22 protein-coding genes are annotated in these 15,107 nt (G+C 75.8%); 17 read left to right on the top strand and 5 right to left on the bottom strand.

Annotation, left to right across the window (positions count from 1 at the left end; all coding sequences use genetic code 11):
* Positions 1–68: 68 nt before the first annotated feature.
* The 7 genes from ACFO3M_RS02980 to ACFO3M_RS02950 all read left to right on the top strand — a co-directional run bounded on the left by ACFO3M_RS02980 (position 69) and on the right by ACFO3M_RS02950 (position 3,379).
* Positions 69–1,004, top strand: coding sequence for a type II secretion system F family protein (locus tag ACFO3M_RS02980; RefSeq protein WP_387986138.1), 936 nt, complete (start codon positions 69–71; stop codon positions 1,002–1,004).
* 30 nt (positions 1,005–1,034) lie between these two features.
* Positions 1,035–1,253: a hypothetical protein gene (locus ACFO3M_RS02975; RefSeq protein WP_387986135.1), complete on the top strand. Its 219-nt coding sequence runs from the start codon at positions 1,035–1,037 to the stop codon at positions 1,251–1,253.
* Positions 1,243–1,644 carry a TadE/TadG family type IV pilus assembly protein gene (locus ACFO3M_RS02970; protein WP_387986134.1) on the top strand — a complete coding sequence of 134 codons (402 nt, stop codon included), beginning with the start codon at positions 1,243–1,245 and terminating at the stop codon, positions 1,642–1,644. The genes ACFO3M_RS02975 and ACFO3M_RS02970 overlap by 11 nt, the downstream gene beginning before the upstream one ends.
* A complete protein-coding gene (locus tag ACFO3M_RS02965; protein WP_387986131.1) occupies positions 1,641–2,099 on the top strand; it encodes a hypothetical protein in 459 nt (152 codons plus the stop codon). Before ACFO3M_RS02970 ends, ACFO3M_RS02965 begins: the two co-directional genes overlap by 4 nt.
* A gap of 361 nt (positions 2,100–2,460) precedes the next feature.
* A complete protein-coding gene (locus ACFO3M_RS02960) occupies positions 2,461–2,643 on the top strand; it encodes a hypothetical protein (protein WP_387986130.1) in 183 nt (60 codons plus the stop codon).
* A 125-nt stretch (positions 2,644–2,768) separates the two neighbouring features.
* Complete coding sequence (locus tag ACFO3M_RS02955) at positions 2,769–2,984, top strand: hypothetical protein (RefSeq protein ID WP_387986128.1); 216 nt, start codon at positions 2,769–2,771, stop codon at positions 2,982–2,984.
* Complete coding sequence (locus tag ACFO3M_RS02950; RefSeq protein WP_387986126.1) at positions 2,981–3,379, top strand: hypothetical protein; 399 nt, start codon at positions 2,981–2,983, stop codon at positions 3,377–3,379. The genes ACFO3M_RS02955 and ACFO3M_RS02950 overlap by 4 nt, the downstream gene beginning before the upstream one ends.
* Positions 3,380–3,384: 5 nt before the next feature.
* Here the strand turns inward: ACFO3M_RS02950 and ACFO3M_RS02945 are convergent, their stop codons facing one another.
* Positions 3,385–3,804, bottom strand: coding sequence for a nuclear transport factor 2 family protein (locus tag ACFO3M_RS02945; protein ID WP_387986125.1), 420 nt, complete (start codon positions 3,802–3,804; stop codon positions 3,385–3,387).
* 28 nt (positions 3,805–3,832) lie between these two features.
* On the opposite strand from ACFO3M_RS02945, the gene ACFO3M_RS02940 reads away from it, so the two are divergent.
* Positions 3,833–4,312, top strand: coding sequence for a MarR family winged helix-turn-helix transcriptional regulator (locus tag ACFO3M_RS02940; RefSeq protein ID WP_387986124.1), 480 nt, complete (start codon positions 3,833–3,835; stop codon positions 4,310–4,312).
* A gap of 6 nt (positions 4,313–4,318) precedes the next feature.
* Here ACFO3M_RS02940 and ACFO3M_RS02935 read toward each other — a convergent pair whose 3' ends face one another.
* Entirely contained in the window at positions 4,319–4,573 is a 255-nt protein-coding gene (locus tag ACFO3M_RS02935; RefSeq protein WP_387986122.1) for a hypothetical protein, read from the bottom strand.
* Positions 4,574–4,891: 318 nt separating this feature from the next.
* On the opposite strand from ACFO3M_RS02935, the gene ACFO3M_RS02930 reads away from it, so the two are divergent.
* A complete protein-coding gene (locus ACFO3M_RS02930) occupies positions 4,892–7,054 on the top strand; it encodes a protein kinase domain-containing protein (protein ID WP_387986119.1) in 2,163 nt (720 codons plus the stop codon).
* A 131-nt stretch (positions 7,055–7,185) separates the two neighbouring features.
* On the opposite strand, the gene ACFO3M_RS02925 is transcribed toward ACFO3M_RS02930, so the two are convergent.
* Entirely contained in the window at positions 7,186–7,422 is a 237-nt protein-coding gene (locus ACFO3M_RS02925) for a hypothetical protein (protein WP_387986117.1), read from the bottom strand.
* A gap of 43 nt (positions 7,423–7,465) precedes the next feature.
* On the opposite strand from ACFO3M_RS02925, the gene cutA reads away from it, so the two are divergent.
* The gene (cutA, locus tag ACFO3M_RS02920) at positions 7,466–7,795 is read left to right on the top strand and encodes a divalent-cation tolerance protein CutA (protein ID WP_387986115.1); all 330 of its coding nucleotides are present in this window, start codon (positions 7,466–7,468) and stop codon (positions 7,793–7,795) included.
* A 24-nt stretch (positions 7,796–7,819) separates the two neighbouring features.
* Here the strand turns inward: cutA and ACFO3M_RS02915 are convergent, their stop codons facing one another.
* Positions 7,820–8,719: an NADP-dependent oxidoreductase gene (locus tag ACFO3M_RS02915; RefSeq protein WP_387986112.1), complete on the bottom strand. Its 900-nt coding sequence runs from the start codon at positions 8,717–8,719 to the stop codon at positions 7,820–7,822.
* Between the two features lie 69 nt (positions 8,720–8,788).
* On the bottom strand, positions 8,789–9,076 hold the full coding sequence (locus tag ACFO3M_RS02910) for a DUF6343 family protein (RefSeq protein ID WP_387986109.1): 288 nt from the start codon (positions 9,074–9,076) through the stop codon (positions 8,789–8,791).
* 60 nt (positions 9,077–9,136) lie between these two features.
* Between ACFO3M_RS02910 and ACFO3M_RS02905 the strand changes: the two genes are divergently transcribed.
* From ACFO3M_RS02905 to ACFO3M_RS02875, 7 genes are all read left to right on the top strand, one after another.
* Positions 9,137–9,556 (top strand): hypothetical protein, encoded by a 420-nt coding sequence (locus tag ACFO3M_RS02905; RefSeq protein ID WP_387986107.1) that lies wholly within the window; start codon positions 9,137–9,139, stop codon positions 9,554–9,556.
* Positions 9,557–9,604: 48 nt separating this feature from the next.
* Positions 9,605–10,717 (top strand): peptide chain release factor 2, encoded by a 1,113-nt coding sequence (prfB, locus tag ACFO3M_RS02900; RefSeq protein WP_387986106.1) that lies wholly within the window; start codon positions 9,605–9,607, stop codon positions 10,715–10,717.
* 137 nt (positions 10,718–10,854) lie between these two features.
* Positions 10,855–11,544 (top strand): cell division ATP-binding protein FtsE, encoded by a 690-nt coding sequence (gene ftsE / locus ACFO3M_RS02895; protein ID WP_387986103.1) that lies wholly within the window; start codon positions 10,855–10,857, stop codon positions 11,542–11,544.
* Between the two features lie 45 nt (positions 11,545–11,589).
* Positions 11,590–12,474 (top strand): permease-like cell division protein FtsX, encoded by an 885-nt coding sequence (gene ftsX / locus ACFO3M_RS02890; protein ID WP_387986101.1) that lies wholly within the window; start codon positions 11,590–11,592, stop codon positions 12,472–12,474.
* 147 nt (positions 12,475–12,621) lie between these two features.
* On the top strand, positions 12,622–13,641 hold the full coding sequence (locus ACFO3M_RS02885; RefSeq protein ID WP_387986098.1) for a hypothetical protein: 1,020 nt from the start codon (positions 12,622–12,624) through the stop codon (positions 13,639–13,641).
* Between the two features lie 9 nt (positions 13,642–13,650).
* Positions 13,651–14,127 (top strand): SsrA-binding protein SmpB, encoded by a 477-nt coding sequence (gene smpB, locus ACFO3M_RS02880; RefSeq protein WP_387986096.1) that lies wholly within the window; start codon positions 13,651–13,653, stop codon positions 14,125–14,127.
* 10 nt (positions 14,128–14,137) lie between these two features.
* Positions 14,138–15,073 (top strand): NADP-dependent oxidoreductase, encoded by a 936-nt coding sequence (locus ACFO3M_RS02875; RefSeq protein WP_387986094.1) that lies wholly within the window; start codon positions 14,138–14,140, stop codon positions 15,071–15,073.
* Positions 15,074–15,107: the final 34 nt, after the last annotated feature.

Here is a 15,107-nt window from a genome sequence, read left to right as displayed (position 1 = left end):
GAGCACCGCGGCGAGCGCCGGCGAGCGAGGAGCGGAGCGAACGGGCCGCGGAGCGGCGGGGTGTCGCGGTGACGCTGCTCGGGATGCTGCTGGGCGGTGCGGCCGCGGCCGGTCTGCTGCTCGTCGTCACGTTCGCGCCGCCGTTCCGCTCCGTGCGGCTGGTCGACCGCCTGGCGCCCTACGTGCACGACACCCCGCCGCCGTCGCGACTGCTCGGGACGGCGACCGAGCCGGGCCTGCTCACCGCCGCGCGCCGCGTGTTCGGCCCGGTCGTGACCGACGGCGCCCGCTTCGTCGACCGCGTGCTCGGGGGGCGCTCCGCCGTCCGGCGCCGGCTCGACGCGCTCGGCAGCGACCAGACGGTGGAGGACCTGCGCGTCGAGCAGGTCGTCTGGGGCGGGCTCGGCCTGCTCGGTGCGGCGCTGCTCGCGGCACTCGGTGCGCTGCTGGCCGGCAGCGTCAACGTGCTGTCGGTGGCGCTGCTGTGCCTGGCCGGCCTGCTCGGCGGGGTGCTCGGGCGCGACTGGTGGCTGACCCAGCAGGTGCGCCGCCGCGAGGACCTGCTGCTCGCGGAGTTCCCCGTCGTCGCCGAGCTGCTCGCGCTGGCCGTGACGGCGGGGGAGGGGCCCGCCGCGGCGATCGCCCGGGTCACCCGGCTCTCGGGCGGCGAGCTGGCCCGCGAGCTCGGCGGCGCGCTCGGGCGGGCGCGGACCGGCGTCCCGCTGACGGCGGCGCTGCAGCAGGTGGCCGACCGGACCTCGGTGGACGCGCTCGCCCGCTTCGTCGACGGCCTGCTGGTGGCCATCGAGCGCGGCACCCCGCTCGCCGAGGTGTTGCGCGCGCAGGCGGCCGACGTCCGCGAGGCCGGCAAGCGCCGGCTGCTCGAGGCCGGCGGCCGCAAGGAGATCGCCATGATGGTGCCGGTCGTCTTCCTGGTGCTTCCGGTCACCGTCCTGTTCGCCCTGTTCCCGGGGCTGATCAGCATCGTCTCGCTGGCGCGGTGAGCGCCGGTGCACAACGGAGGAGGACGACGGATGCGGGCGCTGACCTGGCTGCTCACCCTGACCACGGCCCTGAGCAGGGCGGCTGCCGCGCGGTTGCGGGACGAGGATCCCGAGCGGGGCGACGTCCCCGGCTGGGTGATGATCACCGTGATGACGGCGGCCCTCGTGCTGGCCATCCTCGTGCCGTTCCGCGAGGCGATCGTGTCGGCGGTGCAGAACGCACTGGCCTCCGTCACGAATGGCGGCTGAACCGGTCGACGGGGAGCGGGGCAGCGCCGTCGTCGACTTCGTGCTGGTGTCGGTGCTCGTCGTCGTGCTGCTGCTGGCGGTGCTGCAGGTCGCCGTCTACGTGCACGTCCGCAACGTGGTGACGGCGAGCGCGCAGGAGGGCGCCCGGTACGCGGCCAACGCCGACGTGCCCGCCGACGCGGCGACCGGCCGGGCGCTGGAGGCGGTGGCGCGGGCGACGACGGCCGGCACCGCCGAGGGGCTGGTGTGCACCGCCGCCGAGGAGGTCGACGACACCGGGCTGGCGCTGGTGAGCGTGCGCTGCAGCGGCGCGGTGCCGACGCTGCTGGCCGGTCTCGGCGACCTGCTGCCGCTGGACGTCACCGGCCGCGCGGTGGAGGAGGCCGCGTGAGGTGGCTGCGCGCCCGGCTGGGGTCGGGGGAGCGCGGGTCGGCGGTCGTGGAGTTCGTCTTCGTCGCGCTGGTGGTCTTCGTGCCGCTGGTCTACGTCGTCGCCGGGTTCTCCGCCGTGCAGCGCGGGGTGTTCGCCGCGACCGCCGCCGCGCGGGAGGCCGGCCGCGCGCTGGCCACCGCTCCCGATGTCGGCACCGGGCTGGCGCGGGCGGAGCGGGCGGCGCAGCTGGCGGTGGCCGACCAGTCGGTCGACGCCACCGACGTGCGGCTGTCCTTCGCCCCCGCGGGCGCCGAGTGCGGGGCGGCGGCGTACGCGCCCACCCTCGCGCCGGGGGAGGAGTTCTCCGTCTGCGCCACGGTGACCGTGCGAATCCCGCTGCTGCCGGAGTTCGTCGACGCCAACACCGCCACCGGCCGGTTCGTCGTCGAGACCGACCGCTACGTCGACCGCTGAGGACCGGCCCCGGTCGTCCCGACGGAGGGCAGGTCAGCCGATCGCCTTCCGGCCGTCGATCGACTCCCGCAGGACGTCGGCGTGGCCGGTGTGCTGCGCGGTCCCGCACCTCCTCGTGACCCGCCGGCACGCTCCCCGACGACTCCCCGCGCTCGGGGTGCCAGTGGATCGGCCCGCTCGCGCGTGAGGGGGGTCGGTCACGGGACCGCCGTCCGTCGTCCTCCGGTGGGTCGGTGGCGACGCCGGTGAGGAGGAGGTGCCGGACGGGACGGATCGGCATCCGCCGGCGTCCTCGGGGCAACGGAACCGTCACACCCGCGGCCTAACGTGCAGCTCACAGGCACGGATCGCGGAGGTCGTGATGAGCCCGTCCATCACCAGCATCGACCAACTCGACTACGACATCTCGGTCGCCTACATCGCGCTCGGCGTCGCCCGCACCTCGTGGGACCGGTGCCCCAGCGGGGAGAACGCCCGCGCCGTCGACGAGGCGGAGGCCTGCGTGAACCGTCTGCTCGAGGAGCGGTTCGCGGCCCAGCAGTGACCCGCCGCGAGGGGCGCCTCGCCCGACGAGGGCGGCGCGGGCCCCGCAGCCCGGGACGTCCGGCTCCGGCTCGCCGTCGGGTGTCTACTCGTGCGCAGGGACTGCCGTCCGGCCGAGGGGGACCCGTGGCGATCGTCCGGTTCACGGATCGGGACCGTCAGGACACGGCCGACGCCCGCGAGGAGCGCCGCGTGCTGGACGAGTTGACCGAGAAGCACACGGTGTACCGAGAGGCCGACCGAGACCAGGAGCCGTTGACGGAGGGACAGCTGCGGATCCTCGACGGCGAGCTCAGGATCGACCCGTCACGCCGCACGAGCGCGGAGGGCGAGGAGCGGTGACCACGACGCGCGGCGCCGTCCGCCTGGGCGCCGTCGCCCTCGGCGCCGTCCTCCTCTACGTGCTCGGCGTCGTCGCCCCGTACGTCGCCAACGGCCTGCACCACCTGCCGCTCGCCGAGCTGGCCTCCGGATCCCACGACCCGAAGGACCTGTGGCCGGCGACGATCCCCCACCTCGGCGGGTGGCTCCGCCTGGCCGCGGTGCTGTCCATCGCCCTCGCGCCGCTGACGCTGGTGTTCGTGCTGGTGGCGTGCGGCTTCAGCGTCGGGCGGACGCTCCGCCCGGCACCGCGCACGGCGCTCGCGTACGCCGCCGTCGCCGTGGCGTGCGTCCTCGTCCTGGCGTGGTTCCTCGGACCGACGTCCCAGGCGCTGATCGGCTGGCAGATGGACTGACCGGCCTAGGGCAGGGGCTCGTAGCAGTCGAAGGTCTCGTGGTGGACGACGCGGCCGTCCCGGACGGTGAGCAGCGCGGCGACGTGCGCGAGGAGCTCCTGGCCGGCGCGGTAGGGGCCGGCGTCGACGCCGACGGTGCCGCGCCAGGTGGCCCGGACGGCGGCGCGGTCGCCGGAGGTGAGCACCTCGTGGACCTCGAACGACTGCTCGCCCAGCAGTGCCTTCCCGGCGCGGAACCCGGCGAGCGTCCCCGCGAGGTCGCGGGTGGCGCCGCGCGGCGTCACGGCGTTCGGGTGCTCCACCACCCGCAGCCGCGCGTCGAGCAGCGGGCGCAGGTCGTCCTCGCTCGCGGCGAGGTCGGCGACGGTGGCGTAGTAGCGGCGGACGACCGTGGCGACGTCCGTGTCCGGTGTCGTGGTTGTCATGGACGCAAAGTTGCACAACCATGGTTGTGTGTCCAGGCCTCCGGAGCTCGACCTCGCCTCCGTCTTCTCCCTGCTCGGCACGGCCGTCGACGACACCGTCCTGCAGGCGCTCGCCGGCACCGGGCTGCGCCGCGGGCACGGCTACCTCGTGCAGCGCCTGCTGGCCGGGCCGGCCACCGCGACGGAGATCGCCGTCGAACTCGGCGTCAGCCAGCAGGCGGTGTCGAAGGCGCTCGGGGAGCTGGCCGCCCTCGGCTACGTCGGTCCGGCCGGCGACGCCGACGACCGGCGGCGGCGCCCGGTGGCGCTCACGCAGGCCGGGCGGCGGGTGGTCCGGGTGGCCCGCGAGACCCGCGCCGACGTCGACGCGCGGGTGCGCGCCGCGGTCGGCGACGAGCGGTTCGAGGCGTGCCGGGACGTGCTGCTCGACGCGCTCGACGTCCTCGGCCTGGGCGAGCAGGTGCGCCGGCGGGCGGTGCGGCCGCCCGACGGCGCGCTGTCGGGGTGAGGGCGGTCAGCCGTTCCAGGGCACGTAGGTCGTGCCGCCACCCAGCGCGGTGAGCACGATCATCCCGGCGAAGGCGAGCACGATGAAGGTGACCACGATCGCGAACAGCAGCCAGCCGCGTTCCTCGATGCCGCGCTTCTCCGGGGTGAGCGGGGTGGCCGCGTCGTCGGCGGGCCGCTGGGACTGCTCGGCCGCGGCGGGCGGTCCGGCGGCGGCGGGCTGCTCGACCGCGGTGGGCGGCCGTTCGGTGGAGGTGGTCATGGCGACTCCCCGGGGTGGCGCCTCGGGCGCCGCGTGATCGGCGTCCGGGGCCGACGCTAGGACCGCCGCGCGACGCCGCGGAGGGTCGAAGGGCCCTGCCGGACCGGGGCTCCCGGCGGGGGCGTCGTCGCTCCGCGCCGGTGACGGAGCGCCCTCGAGGCGGCCGCGAGGGTCACGCCACGCACGGGCCCCGCGCCGGCCGCGCGGAGCCGGCGGGAACGGGTCCCGGCCGGGGCGGCGGGCGGGCCTACGGTCCGCCTCCTCGGGTCGCCTCCGAGGCGGACGGCGGGGACCGGGGCGGGGCGACGGGGGGCGGGGATGGAACTCGCGCCAGGGGACGTCTTCGCGGGGTACCGCGTCATCCGGCCGCTCGGGTCGGGCGGCATGGGGTCGGTCCTGCTCGTGCAGCACCCGCGGCTGCCGCGGCAGGACGCCATGAAGGTCATCCACGCCCACCTCTCCGCCGACCCGTCCTTCGCCGCGCGCTTCGAGCGCGAGGCCGAGCTGGCCTGCCGGCTCGACCACCCGGCGCTCGTGCGGGTCCACGACCGCGGCTGCGACGAGGGCCGGCTGTGGCTGACCATGCAGTTCGTCGACGGCCCCGACCTCGACGCGGTGCTGCGGCAGGAGGGCCCGCTGGCGCCGCAACGCGTGGTCCGGGTCCTCGAGGCCGTGGGCAGCGGCCTGGACCACGCCCACGAGATGGGGCTGGTGCACCGGGACGTCAAGCCCGCCAACATCCTGCTGGCCCGGGGCGGCACCGGCGGGGAGCGGGCGATCCTCACCGACTTCGGCATCGCCCGCGACAGCAGTTCCTCCCGCCCGCTGACCGACACCGGCGCCCTGCTGGCCAGCCTCCCGTACGCCGCGCCCGAGCAGCTGCTCGACCGCCCGATCACCGGCGCGGTCGACGTCTACGCCCTCGGTTGTGTCGCCTACGAGCTCCTCACCGGGCGGCGGCTGTTCGACCAGCAGTCCTCGCTGGCCGTCATGGGCGCGGTCCTCGCCGGGCCGCGGCCGGAGGCGTGGGACGCCCTCCCGCCCGGCCGGCCGGCGCTGCGGGACGTGCTGCGGCGGGCCCTGGCGCCCGACCCGGACGACCGCCCCGCGTCCTGCGCCGCCCTCGCCGCCGCCGTCCGGGACGTGTTCGCCCCGGCGCCCACGACCGTGTCCTCGGGCCGCGCACCGGTCGCGGCGTACCCGGGACCGCCACCGCCCGGGCCGGGACCGGTCCCGCCGCGCCCGGGGCAGGCCGGGGTCCCGGCGTGGACGGCGCCCACCGTCGCCGGGGTCCCGGGCCCGCGGAGCGCGCCGGCCGGGCCGTACGACACCGGCCCCCCGAGCGGGCCGTACGACACCGGCCTCCCGAGCGGGCCGTACGGCGCCGGCCCGTCGACCGGTCCCCAGGGCCCGCCGCCGACCGGCCCGCAGGGCCCGCCTCCCCTCCCGCCGCCCGCCGGCGGGTCCCGTTCCCGGCCGCGCCGCCGGTGGCTGTGGCCGGTGGCGGCCGCCGTCGTGCTGCTGCTCGCCGCGGCGGCGGTCGGCGTCGTGCTCTGGCGTCCGTGGGCGCTGGACCGCCCGGCCTCCGTGACGGCCGACGTCCGGGCCGGCGGCGTCGAGCTCCGCTGGCAGCAGGTCGAGGGTGCCGCCGGCTACGAGGTGCACCGCGACGGCGTCCCGCTCGGCCGGTCCGACGGGACGTCGTACCTCGACACCGACGTGGGCAGCGGCGTCCGCGCCGAGTACTCGGTGGCCGCCGTCGCCGACGACGGCGAACGCTCCGACCTGACGACGGCGGCACCGGTGGTCAGCGCGCTGCACCCCGTCGGCGACCTGTCCGCCGAGGTGCTGATCTCGGGCGTGGAGCTGTCGTGGACGCCGGTCGACAACGCCGGCCACTACGAGGTCCGCCGCGACGACGAGGTGCTCGACGCGCAGGCCGCGGGCACGACCTTCCTGGACGAGGACCCGCCGCCGGGGCGCCACGACTACACGGTCGTGGCCGTCGACGACTCCGGCGACGCCCCGTCGTCCAGCGCCACCGTCCCCCTCGAGGTCAGCCCCTGGCTGGCGGCCGCGGACCTGGCAGCCGCGTTCAACGCCCTGGTGCCACCCGCGCCCGGTCCCGGGGGCTGGGGGGACGCCACGTGCGACCTCTCGGAGCCGCGCAGCACGGTGCAAGCGGTCGCGGTGATCGTCTGCACGCTCCCCTCGGGCATCTACGCCACGTTCGTCCAGTACCCCGACCAGGCGGCGCTGGACGCGCGGATCGCCGAGCTCGACGGGCTCGCCGACCCGGCGCTCACCACCACGGCGGAGGGCGGGTGGTACCGGCAGAGCCCACCCGGCGTCGACCCGGCCTGGGAGGCGTGGGGTCCCGTCGAGCCCGAGCGCCGGCTGATGGAGATCCACATCGAGTGGGCCGGCCACACGGTCGCCGACCTGGACGCCGCCTGGTACTACGCGGCGCCCTGGGGGTGAGCGGCGCCTCGGACACCGGGCGGCACCCACGTCCCCGGGGACGCGCGCCCGTCGCGCGGGCGCTCGCGCCGTACGCGTACCGCTGACCGGGACGGCCGCCGGGGGGACCGGGCGGCCGTCCCGGGCGGAGGTCAGCCGCCGCGCTCGACCTCGGCCTGGACGATGCCGCCGAGCGCGGTGCGCAGCGCCTCGTTGGAGGTGTCGCCCTCGGCGAGCGCCGCGCGGGCGTCCTCGGGCAGCAGGGCCGGGTCGACGTCGTCGAGCCAGCTCACGTCGCCGCCGTTGCGGCGGCCCACCTGCAGCCCCTCGGCGCCCTGCCGCACCACGTACGTCTCACCGTCGATCTCGAGTGTCAGGTCGTCGCTCATGGGCGGCCCCTACCCGGCGCGGGGCGGCGCACGCACCCGGAGGATGACCGCCGTGGACGTCGTCGAGGTGGTGGTCACCGGGCCGGACGCCGACTGGCTGGCCGGCTACACGCGGACCCTGGTGGAGGAGCGGCTGGCCGCCTGCGGGCACCAGCTCGCCGCGATCCGGTCGGTGTACCGGTGGGCGGGGGAGGTGCACGACGACCCGGAGGCCCGCGTCGCGCTGCACACCCGCGCCGCGCTGGTGCCGGCGATCGTCGCCCGCACCGCCGAGCTGCACCCCTACGACGTCCCGTGCGTCATCGCGCTGCCGCTGGTCGGCGGCGGCCCCGACTACCTGCGCTGGGTGGTGGCCGAGACGCGCGAGCCCTAGTCGGGGGCCCGGGCGGGGGCCCGGTCAGGGCACGAGCACGAGCTTGCCGCGGACGTGGCCCTCGCGGCTGCGCCGGTACGCCTCGGCCGCCCGCTCGAACGGGTAGCTGCCGGCGACCGGGAGCCGCAGCCGGCCCTGCCGCGCCAGCCCGGCGACCTCGGCCAGCCGGGGCGCGGCGCCGGCGCTGGACGTCGTCACGTGCACGCCGAGCCCGCCGGCGCCGAAGTCGGCGATGGTGACCACCCTCCCCGGGTCGCCGGTGAGCGCGACCAGGTCGCGCACCGACCCCCGCCCGGCGGTGTCGACCGCGCCGTCCACGCCGTCGGGGGCGAGCTCGCGCACGCGGTCGGCCAGGCCCTCGCCGTAGGCGGTCGGCAGCGCGCCGAGCGAGCGGACGAAGTCGGCGTTGGCCGGCGACGACGTCCCGATCACGCCGAGCCCGCGGCTGACGGCGACCTGCACGGTCGTCGCGCCGACCCCGCCGCTCGCGCCGTCGACGACGACCGTGCGGCCGGCGTCCAGCCCGAGCAGGTCGAGCACCCGGACGGCGGTCTCCCCGGCCACGCCCAACCCGGCGGCGACCTCGAACGACACCTCCGGCGGCCTCGGCGCCCACGCGGTGAGGACGGCGTGCTCGGCGGCGGTCCGCCGGCCCAGGCCGAACACCGCGTCGCCGACCTGCACCCCGGTCACGCCCTCGCCGACCTCGTCCACCACCCCGGCGGCGTCCGCGCCGGGCACGGTCGGCCCGGCCGGCCGGTCGCCGCGGGCCACCAGGCCGGTGACCTGCTTCCAGTCGAACGGGTTCACGCTCGCCGCGCGGACGGCGACCCGGACCTGCCCCGGCCCGGCGTGCGGCTCCGCCACCTCGGCGACGTTCAGGACCTCGGGCTCCCCGTACTCCTCGTACACGACGGCGCGCATGCCGCGCTCCTCCCGCTCGGCGGTCGACGTCGCGCTGCAACCGCCGTCACCGCGCGCGCGTTCCCGCCGTCAGCCCGGCTCGCCGCGGAGCTTGCGCCGGGCGACGACCACCAGGTCGACCAGCGCGACCGCGGCGAGGACGAACAGCACCACCGCGGGCCACGTCGGCAGGTCGGTGCGCCACCACAGGACACCGAACACCGTGCAGACGACCAGCCCGAAGGCGGCCAGCACCAGCCGGAGGGTGAGCGCCGACTGCGCCGGCGCCGCGCCGCCGATGCCCGCCGTCGGGTCGTGGTGGTCGGGGAGGCCCCGCGCGTACTCCTCGCGGGTGCGCCGGCGCCGCGGCTCGCTCATGGGGGAGGGGTACCCGGTGCCGGCCCGGTCACCCGGGCGGCCGCTGCGAGGATGGCGGGCGTGACCCCGCCCGCCCGCGACACGACCGCCGTCCTCCGCGACCTCGGCGCCGCCCTGCTCGCCGCCGTCCCGGCCGACGCGGCCCGCGTCCGCTACCGCGCCACGGTGGTCGGCGACGTCCGGCGCGACCTGCTCACCGCCGGGCCCGCCGACGGCGAGCCGGTCCCGGTGCCGGCGACCGCCGCCGTCCGGACCGCCGTCGAGGAGCTCAAGCGGGTCATGTGGACGCCGGAGCGCGGCACCTGGCTGCAGACGGACATGACCCTCGACCGGGCCACGAGCCGGCTGCTGCCGATCTTCAACGCCGACGCCGAGCCCGACGGCCCGCCGCTGCCGCGGGAGGCGCTGGTCGCCGAGCTGCGCGACCACCCGCGGCCGCCGGACGCCGTCCCCCGCTGGATGGCCGAGCGGATCGGCTGACCGCACGCCCGGCGCTCCCGGACGGGCGGCGCACTACCCTGGATCGACGTGGCCGCAGACTTCTCCGTCGTCCTCGACGAACTCGACACGACCCTCTCGAGCATCGAGTCCGTCCTCGACGTCGACCGGCTCCGCCGCGAGGTGGCCGAGCTCGAGGAGCAGGCCGCCGCGCCGGACCTCTGGAACGACGTCGAGGCCGCCCAGGCGCTGACCTCCCGGCTGTCCTACCTGCAGGGCGACCTGCGCCGGGTCGAGGAGCTGCGCCGCCGGCTCGACGACGTCGGCGTGCTGCACGAGATGGCCGAGGAGGAGTCCGACGAGGCCACCGCGGCCGAGGCCGAGCGCGAGCTGGCCGCGCTGCGCAAGGAGATCGACGAGCTCGAGGTCCGCACGCTGCTCAACGGGGAGTACGACGCCCGCGAGGCGCTGGTGACCATCCGCTCGGAGGCCGGCGGCGTCGACGCCGCGGACTTCGCCGAGATGCTCATGCGGATGTACCTGCGCTGGGCGGAGCGGCACCGCTACCCGGTCGAGGTCTACGACACCTCCTACGCCGAGGAGGCCGGGATCAAGTCGGCCACCTTCGCGGTCAAGCAGCCCTACGCCTACGGCACGCTCTCGGTGGAGCAGGGCACCCACCGGCTGGTGCGGATCTCGCCGTTCGACAACCAGGGCCGCCGCCAGACGTCGTTCGCCGGCGTCGAGGTGCTGCCGGTCGTCGAGCAGACCGACCACGTCGAGATCCCGGAGAACGAGATCCGCATCGACGTCTTCCGGTCGTCGGGCCCCGGCGGGCAGAGCGTGAACACCACCGACTCCGCCGTCCGGATCACCCACCTGCCCACCGGCATCGTGGTGTCCTGCCAGAACGAGAAGTCGCAGATCCAGAACCGGGCCGCGGCGATGCGCGTGCTCCAGGCGCGGCTGCTGGCCAAGCGGCAGGAGGAGCAGCGCGCCGCCATGGACGCGCTCAAGGGCGAGGGCTCCAGCTGGGGCAACCAGATGCGCTCCTACGTGCTGCACCCGTACCAGATGGTCAAGGACCTGCGGACCGAGCAGGAGACCGGCAACACCTCGGCGGTCCTCGACGGCGACATCGACTCGTTCATCGAGGCCGGCATCCGGTGGCGCCGTCAGCAGGAGGCCGTCGCCGCGAACTGAGACGTCGGGTCGGTCACACCGCGGCGCGGTTCGCCGGGCGATCCCGCTGGGTAGGCCCACAGGCCGGGAAAGTGCTCCCGGTGCGTCTCCGCGCGAACCGACCATGGTGGGTCGCCGGGCAGGTACCGTGGCGCCTCGTGATCGAATTGCAACACGTCACCAAGCTCTACCCGGCCAGCTCCCGGCCGGCCCTCGATGACGTGTCGACGGAGATCGACAAGGGCGAGTTCGTGTTCCTCATCGGCTCGTCCGGCTCCGGCAAGTCGACGTTCCTCCGGCTGCTGCTCAAGGAGGACGACCCCACCCGCGGCACGGTCACCGTCAACGGCAAGACCCTCAACGGCATGAGCAAGTGGCAGGTGCCCAAGCTCCGCCGCACCATGGGCTGCGTCTTCCAGGACTTCCGGCTGCTGCGCAACCGCACCGTGGCCGAGAACGTGGCCTTCGCCCTCGAGGTCATCAACAAGCCGCACCGCACGATCAAGCGGGTCGTGCCCGAGGTGCTGGAGATGGTCGGCCTCGACGGCAAGGCCAACCGGCTGCCGCACGAGCTCTCCGGTGGTGAGCAGCAGCGGGTCGCGATCGCCCGCGCGTTCGTCAACCGGCCGCTGGTGCTGCTCGCCGACGAGCCCACCGGCAACCTCGACCCGGAGACCAGCGAGGGGATCATGCTGCTGCTGGAGCGGATCAACCGCACCGGCACCACCGTGATCATGGCGACGCACGACTACCACATCGTGGACTCCATGCGCCGCCGCGTCATCGAGCTCAACGGGGGCGTGATCACCCGCGACCAGTCGCGCGGCGTCTACGGCGTCGGCCGCTGACGGTCCTCCGCCCCGCTACGACCTGCACCTCACGACAGGGAACCCATGCGCGTCAACTTCGTCCTCTCCGAGGTGGCCACCGGGCTGCGTCGCAACCTGACCATGACGGTCGCGATGATCCTGACCACGGCCATCTCGCTCGGTCTCATGGGCACCGGCCTGCTCATCGCCGGGATGATCTCCGACATGAAGGAGATCTACTACGACAAGGTGCAGGTCTCCATCTTCCTGGCCGACGGCGTCACCGACGAGCAGCGCAGCGCGATCGAGCAGCAGCTGTCGGACTCGTCGGAGGTGCAGAGCTTCATCTACGAGTCCAAGGAGGAGGCCTACGAGCGCTTCCGGCAGCAGTTCTCCCAGCAGCCCGAGCTGGTCGAGAACACCCCGCCGGACGCGCTGCCGGAGAGCTTCCGGGTGGAGCTGGTCAACCCCGAGCGCTACGAGGTCATCGCCGCGGAGTTCCCGAACGGGCAGAACGGCGTCGACCAGGTGCGCGACGAGGGCGACTTCCTCGACCGCCTCTTCAGCCTGCTCAACGGCGCCCGCAACGCGACGATCGCCGTCGCGGTGGTGCAGGCCCTCGCGGCGTTGCTGCTGATCTCCAACACGATCCAGCTGGCCGCGTTCAACCGCCGCAACGAGACGAACATCATGCGGCTGGTCGGCGCCTCCCGCTGGTACACCCAGCTGCCGTTCATCCTCGAGGCGGCGCTCGCCGGGCTCATCGGTGCGCTGCTCGCCGTCGGCGGCCTGGTGCTGACCAAGGTGCTGTTCGTCGACAAGACGCTGGCCGGCCCGATCAAGGCCGGGATCATCCCGCCGGTCGACTGGGGCGCGATCGCCACGATCAGCCCGGTCATCGCCGCCGCCGGAGTCGGCCTGGCCGCGGTCGCCGCCTACGTGACGCTGCGCCTGTACGTCCGGCTGTGACGCCGTCGGCCCACCGGCCGACGGCGTGACCACGTGCCCTCCCCGGTCGCGCACAGCCTCACCGCCGGACCCGGCGGGAGCCCTCCGGGCCCCGCACCGGGTCCGACATCCGCGCGCGAAAGGCGGATCCCGGGGTAGGGACGGGGCATGACGACGACGAGCGAGGCGCTGGGGCGGGCCGCCGACGTCGACGCGGGGCGGGCCGACGTGCGGCCGGCGCTGCGGCGGCTGGGCGCGATCGGTGCGTTCGAGCGGGACGACGACGACCCGACCGAGGCGCTGCTGGCCTCGGTGCGGATGGTCCGGGAGCTCGCGTCGGTGTCGCTGGCCACCGCGTTCGCCGCCTGGTCGCAGCGGATGGTGCTCGAGTACCTGCGCTGCTGCCCGCCGCCGCAGCCGCAGCCCGACCTGGTCGCGGGGCTGCGGGCGGGCACCGTCCCGGGCGCCACCGCGCTCGCCCCGGCGGTCGCCGACCTCGCCGGCACCGGGACGCTGCCGGTCACCGCCACCCGCGACGGCGCCGGCTGGCGGCTGTCGGGCACCGTCGGCTGGGCGTCGAACCTCTTCGACGACGCCGTCGTCGTGGCCCCCGCGCGCACCCCGGACGAGGGCCGCGTCGTCGTGCTGTTCCGGCTGACCGACCCCGGCGTGACGCCGACCGGGCACTTCGACCTGCTCGGCCTCAACGGCACCGGCACCGGCGGGCTGCACCTCGACGGCGTCGCCGTCGGGCCGGGGCGGGTGCTCAGCGACGACCTCGCCTCCTTCATGGCGGTGTGCCGGCCGGCGATGCTGCTGCTGCAGACCGCGCTCGCCCTCGGCGTCGCCGACGCCGCGCTGGACGCGGCGGCCGAGCACGTCCCCGGCGTCCTGCGGGCCGACGCCGACGCGCTGTCCGAGCGCCGCGACGACGCCGCCCGGCGGCTGGAGGACCTCGCCGGCGACCGGGTGGGCGTGGGCCCCGGCGACCTCGCGCGGCTGCGGCTGGCCGCCCTCGACGTCGCCGCCGAGGCCGTGCGGCTGGAGTCGGCGGTCAGCGGCGGGCCGGGCTACCTCGCCGCCAGCGACACCGCCCGGCGGGTGCGCGAGGTGGCGTTCCTGCCGGTGCAGGCGCCCACGTACGCGCAGCTCCGCCGCGAGATCACCGCGGCCGGGCACCGGCAGTAACCTGGGGACATGCCGCGTGAACAGGGGCGCAAGCTCATCGCCCAGAACAAGAAGGCGCGGCACGACTACTCGATCCTCGACACGTACGAGGTCGGCCTGGTGCTCACCGGCACCGAGGTGAAGAGCCTCCGCGCCGGCCGGGCGTCGCTGGTCGACGGCTTCGCCACCGTCGACGACGGCGAGGTGTGGCTCCAGCACGTGCACATCCCCGAGTACACGCAGGGGACCTGGACCAACCACGCCCCGCGCCGCAAGCGCAAGGTGCTCATGCACCGCGAGGAGATCGACAAGCTGATCGGCAAGACCCGCGAGGGCGGCCTGACGCTCGTGCCGCTGGACCTGTACTTCAAGGACGGGAAGGTCAAGGCCACGCTCGCGCTGGCCAAGGGCAAGAAGTCCTACGACAAGCGCCAGGACCTCGCCGAGCGGGACTCCCGCCGCGAGATCCAGAAGGCGTTCGGCCGCTACGTGAAGGGGCGTCGTTGAGGGGCACGCGGTGAGGGGGATCGCCTACGACCGGTTCGGCGGTCCCGACGTCCTGGAGCTGCGCGACGACCTGCCCGAGCCGCCGGTCGGCCCGGACACCGTGCTCGTCCGCACGCACGCCGCGGGGGTCAACCCGGTCGACGTCGGCATCCGCGAGGGCCACCTGGCCGGGGCCTTCCCGCACCACTTCCCGATCGTGCCGGGCTGGGACCTCGCCGGGACCGTCGAGGCGGTCGGGCCCGCGGTGCACGACCTCGCCCCCGGCGACGAGGTGTTCGGCTACCTGCGCCGCGACGACGTCCAGTGGGGGACCGCCGCCGAGCTGGTGCCCGCGCCGCAGCGCTGCGTGGCGCGCAAGCCGGAGTCGCTGTCGTTCGCCGAGGCCGGGGCGCTGCCGCTGGCCGGGCTGACCGCCTACCAGGCGCTCACCGAGGCGCTCGACGTCGGCGAGGGGGACCGCGTCCTGGTGCACCGCGCGGCGGGCGGGGTCGGCTTCTTCGCCGTGCAGATCGCCGTCGCGCTCGGCGCGCACGTCATCGGCACCGCCAGCCCGCGCAACCACGGCTTCCTCCGCGACGCGGGCGCCGCCGAGGTGCTCGACTACTCGGCCGGGCCGATCAGCGCGCAGCTGTCCGAGCCGGTCGACGCCGTCCTCGACCTCAACGGCGGCGACGCGCTCACCGACGCCCCGAAGCAGGTGCGCGACAGCCCGGGGGGCGTCGCCCGGGTCACCAGCGTCGTCGACCCCGCGGTCAACGAGATGGGCGGGCGGTACGTGTTCGTGCGGCCCGAGCGGCACGACCTCGAGGAGCTCGGCCGGATGGCCGACGCCGGCCAGCTCCGGGTCTCCATCGCCCGGGCGTTCCCGCTCGAGCGCACCGCCGAGGCCCACGACCTGGTGGCCGGCGGGCACGTGCGCGGGAAGGTCGTCGTCACGCTCCGCTGAGCGCACCCGGCGTGGCGGCCGGCGCTCCGGGTCG

It is taken from the genome of Geodermatophilus arenarius, from assembly GCF_042654585.1.
Taxonomy (GTDB): Bacteria; Actinomycetota; Actinomycetes; order Mycobacteriales; family Geodermatophilaceae; genus Geodermatophilus; species Geodermatophilus arenarius.
The sequence above is the reverse complement of the archived record's forward strand: the minus strand, read 5'-3'. Positions and strand labels throughout refer to the sequence as shown.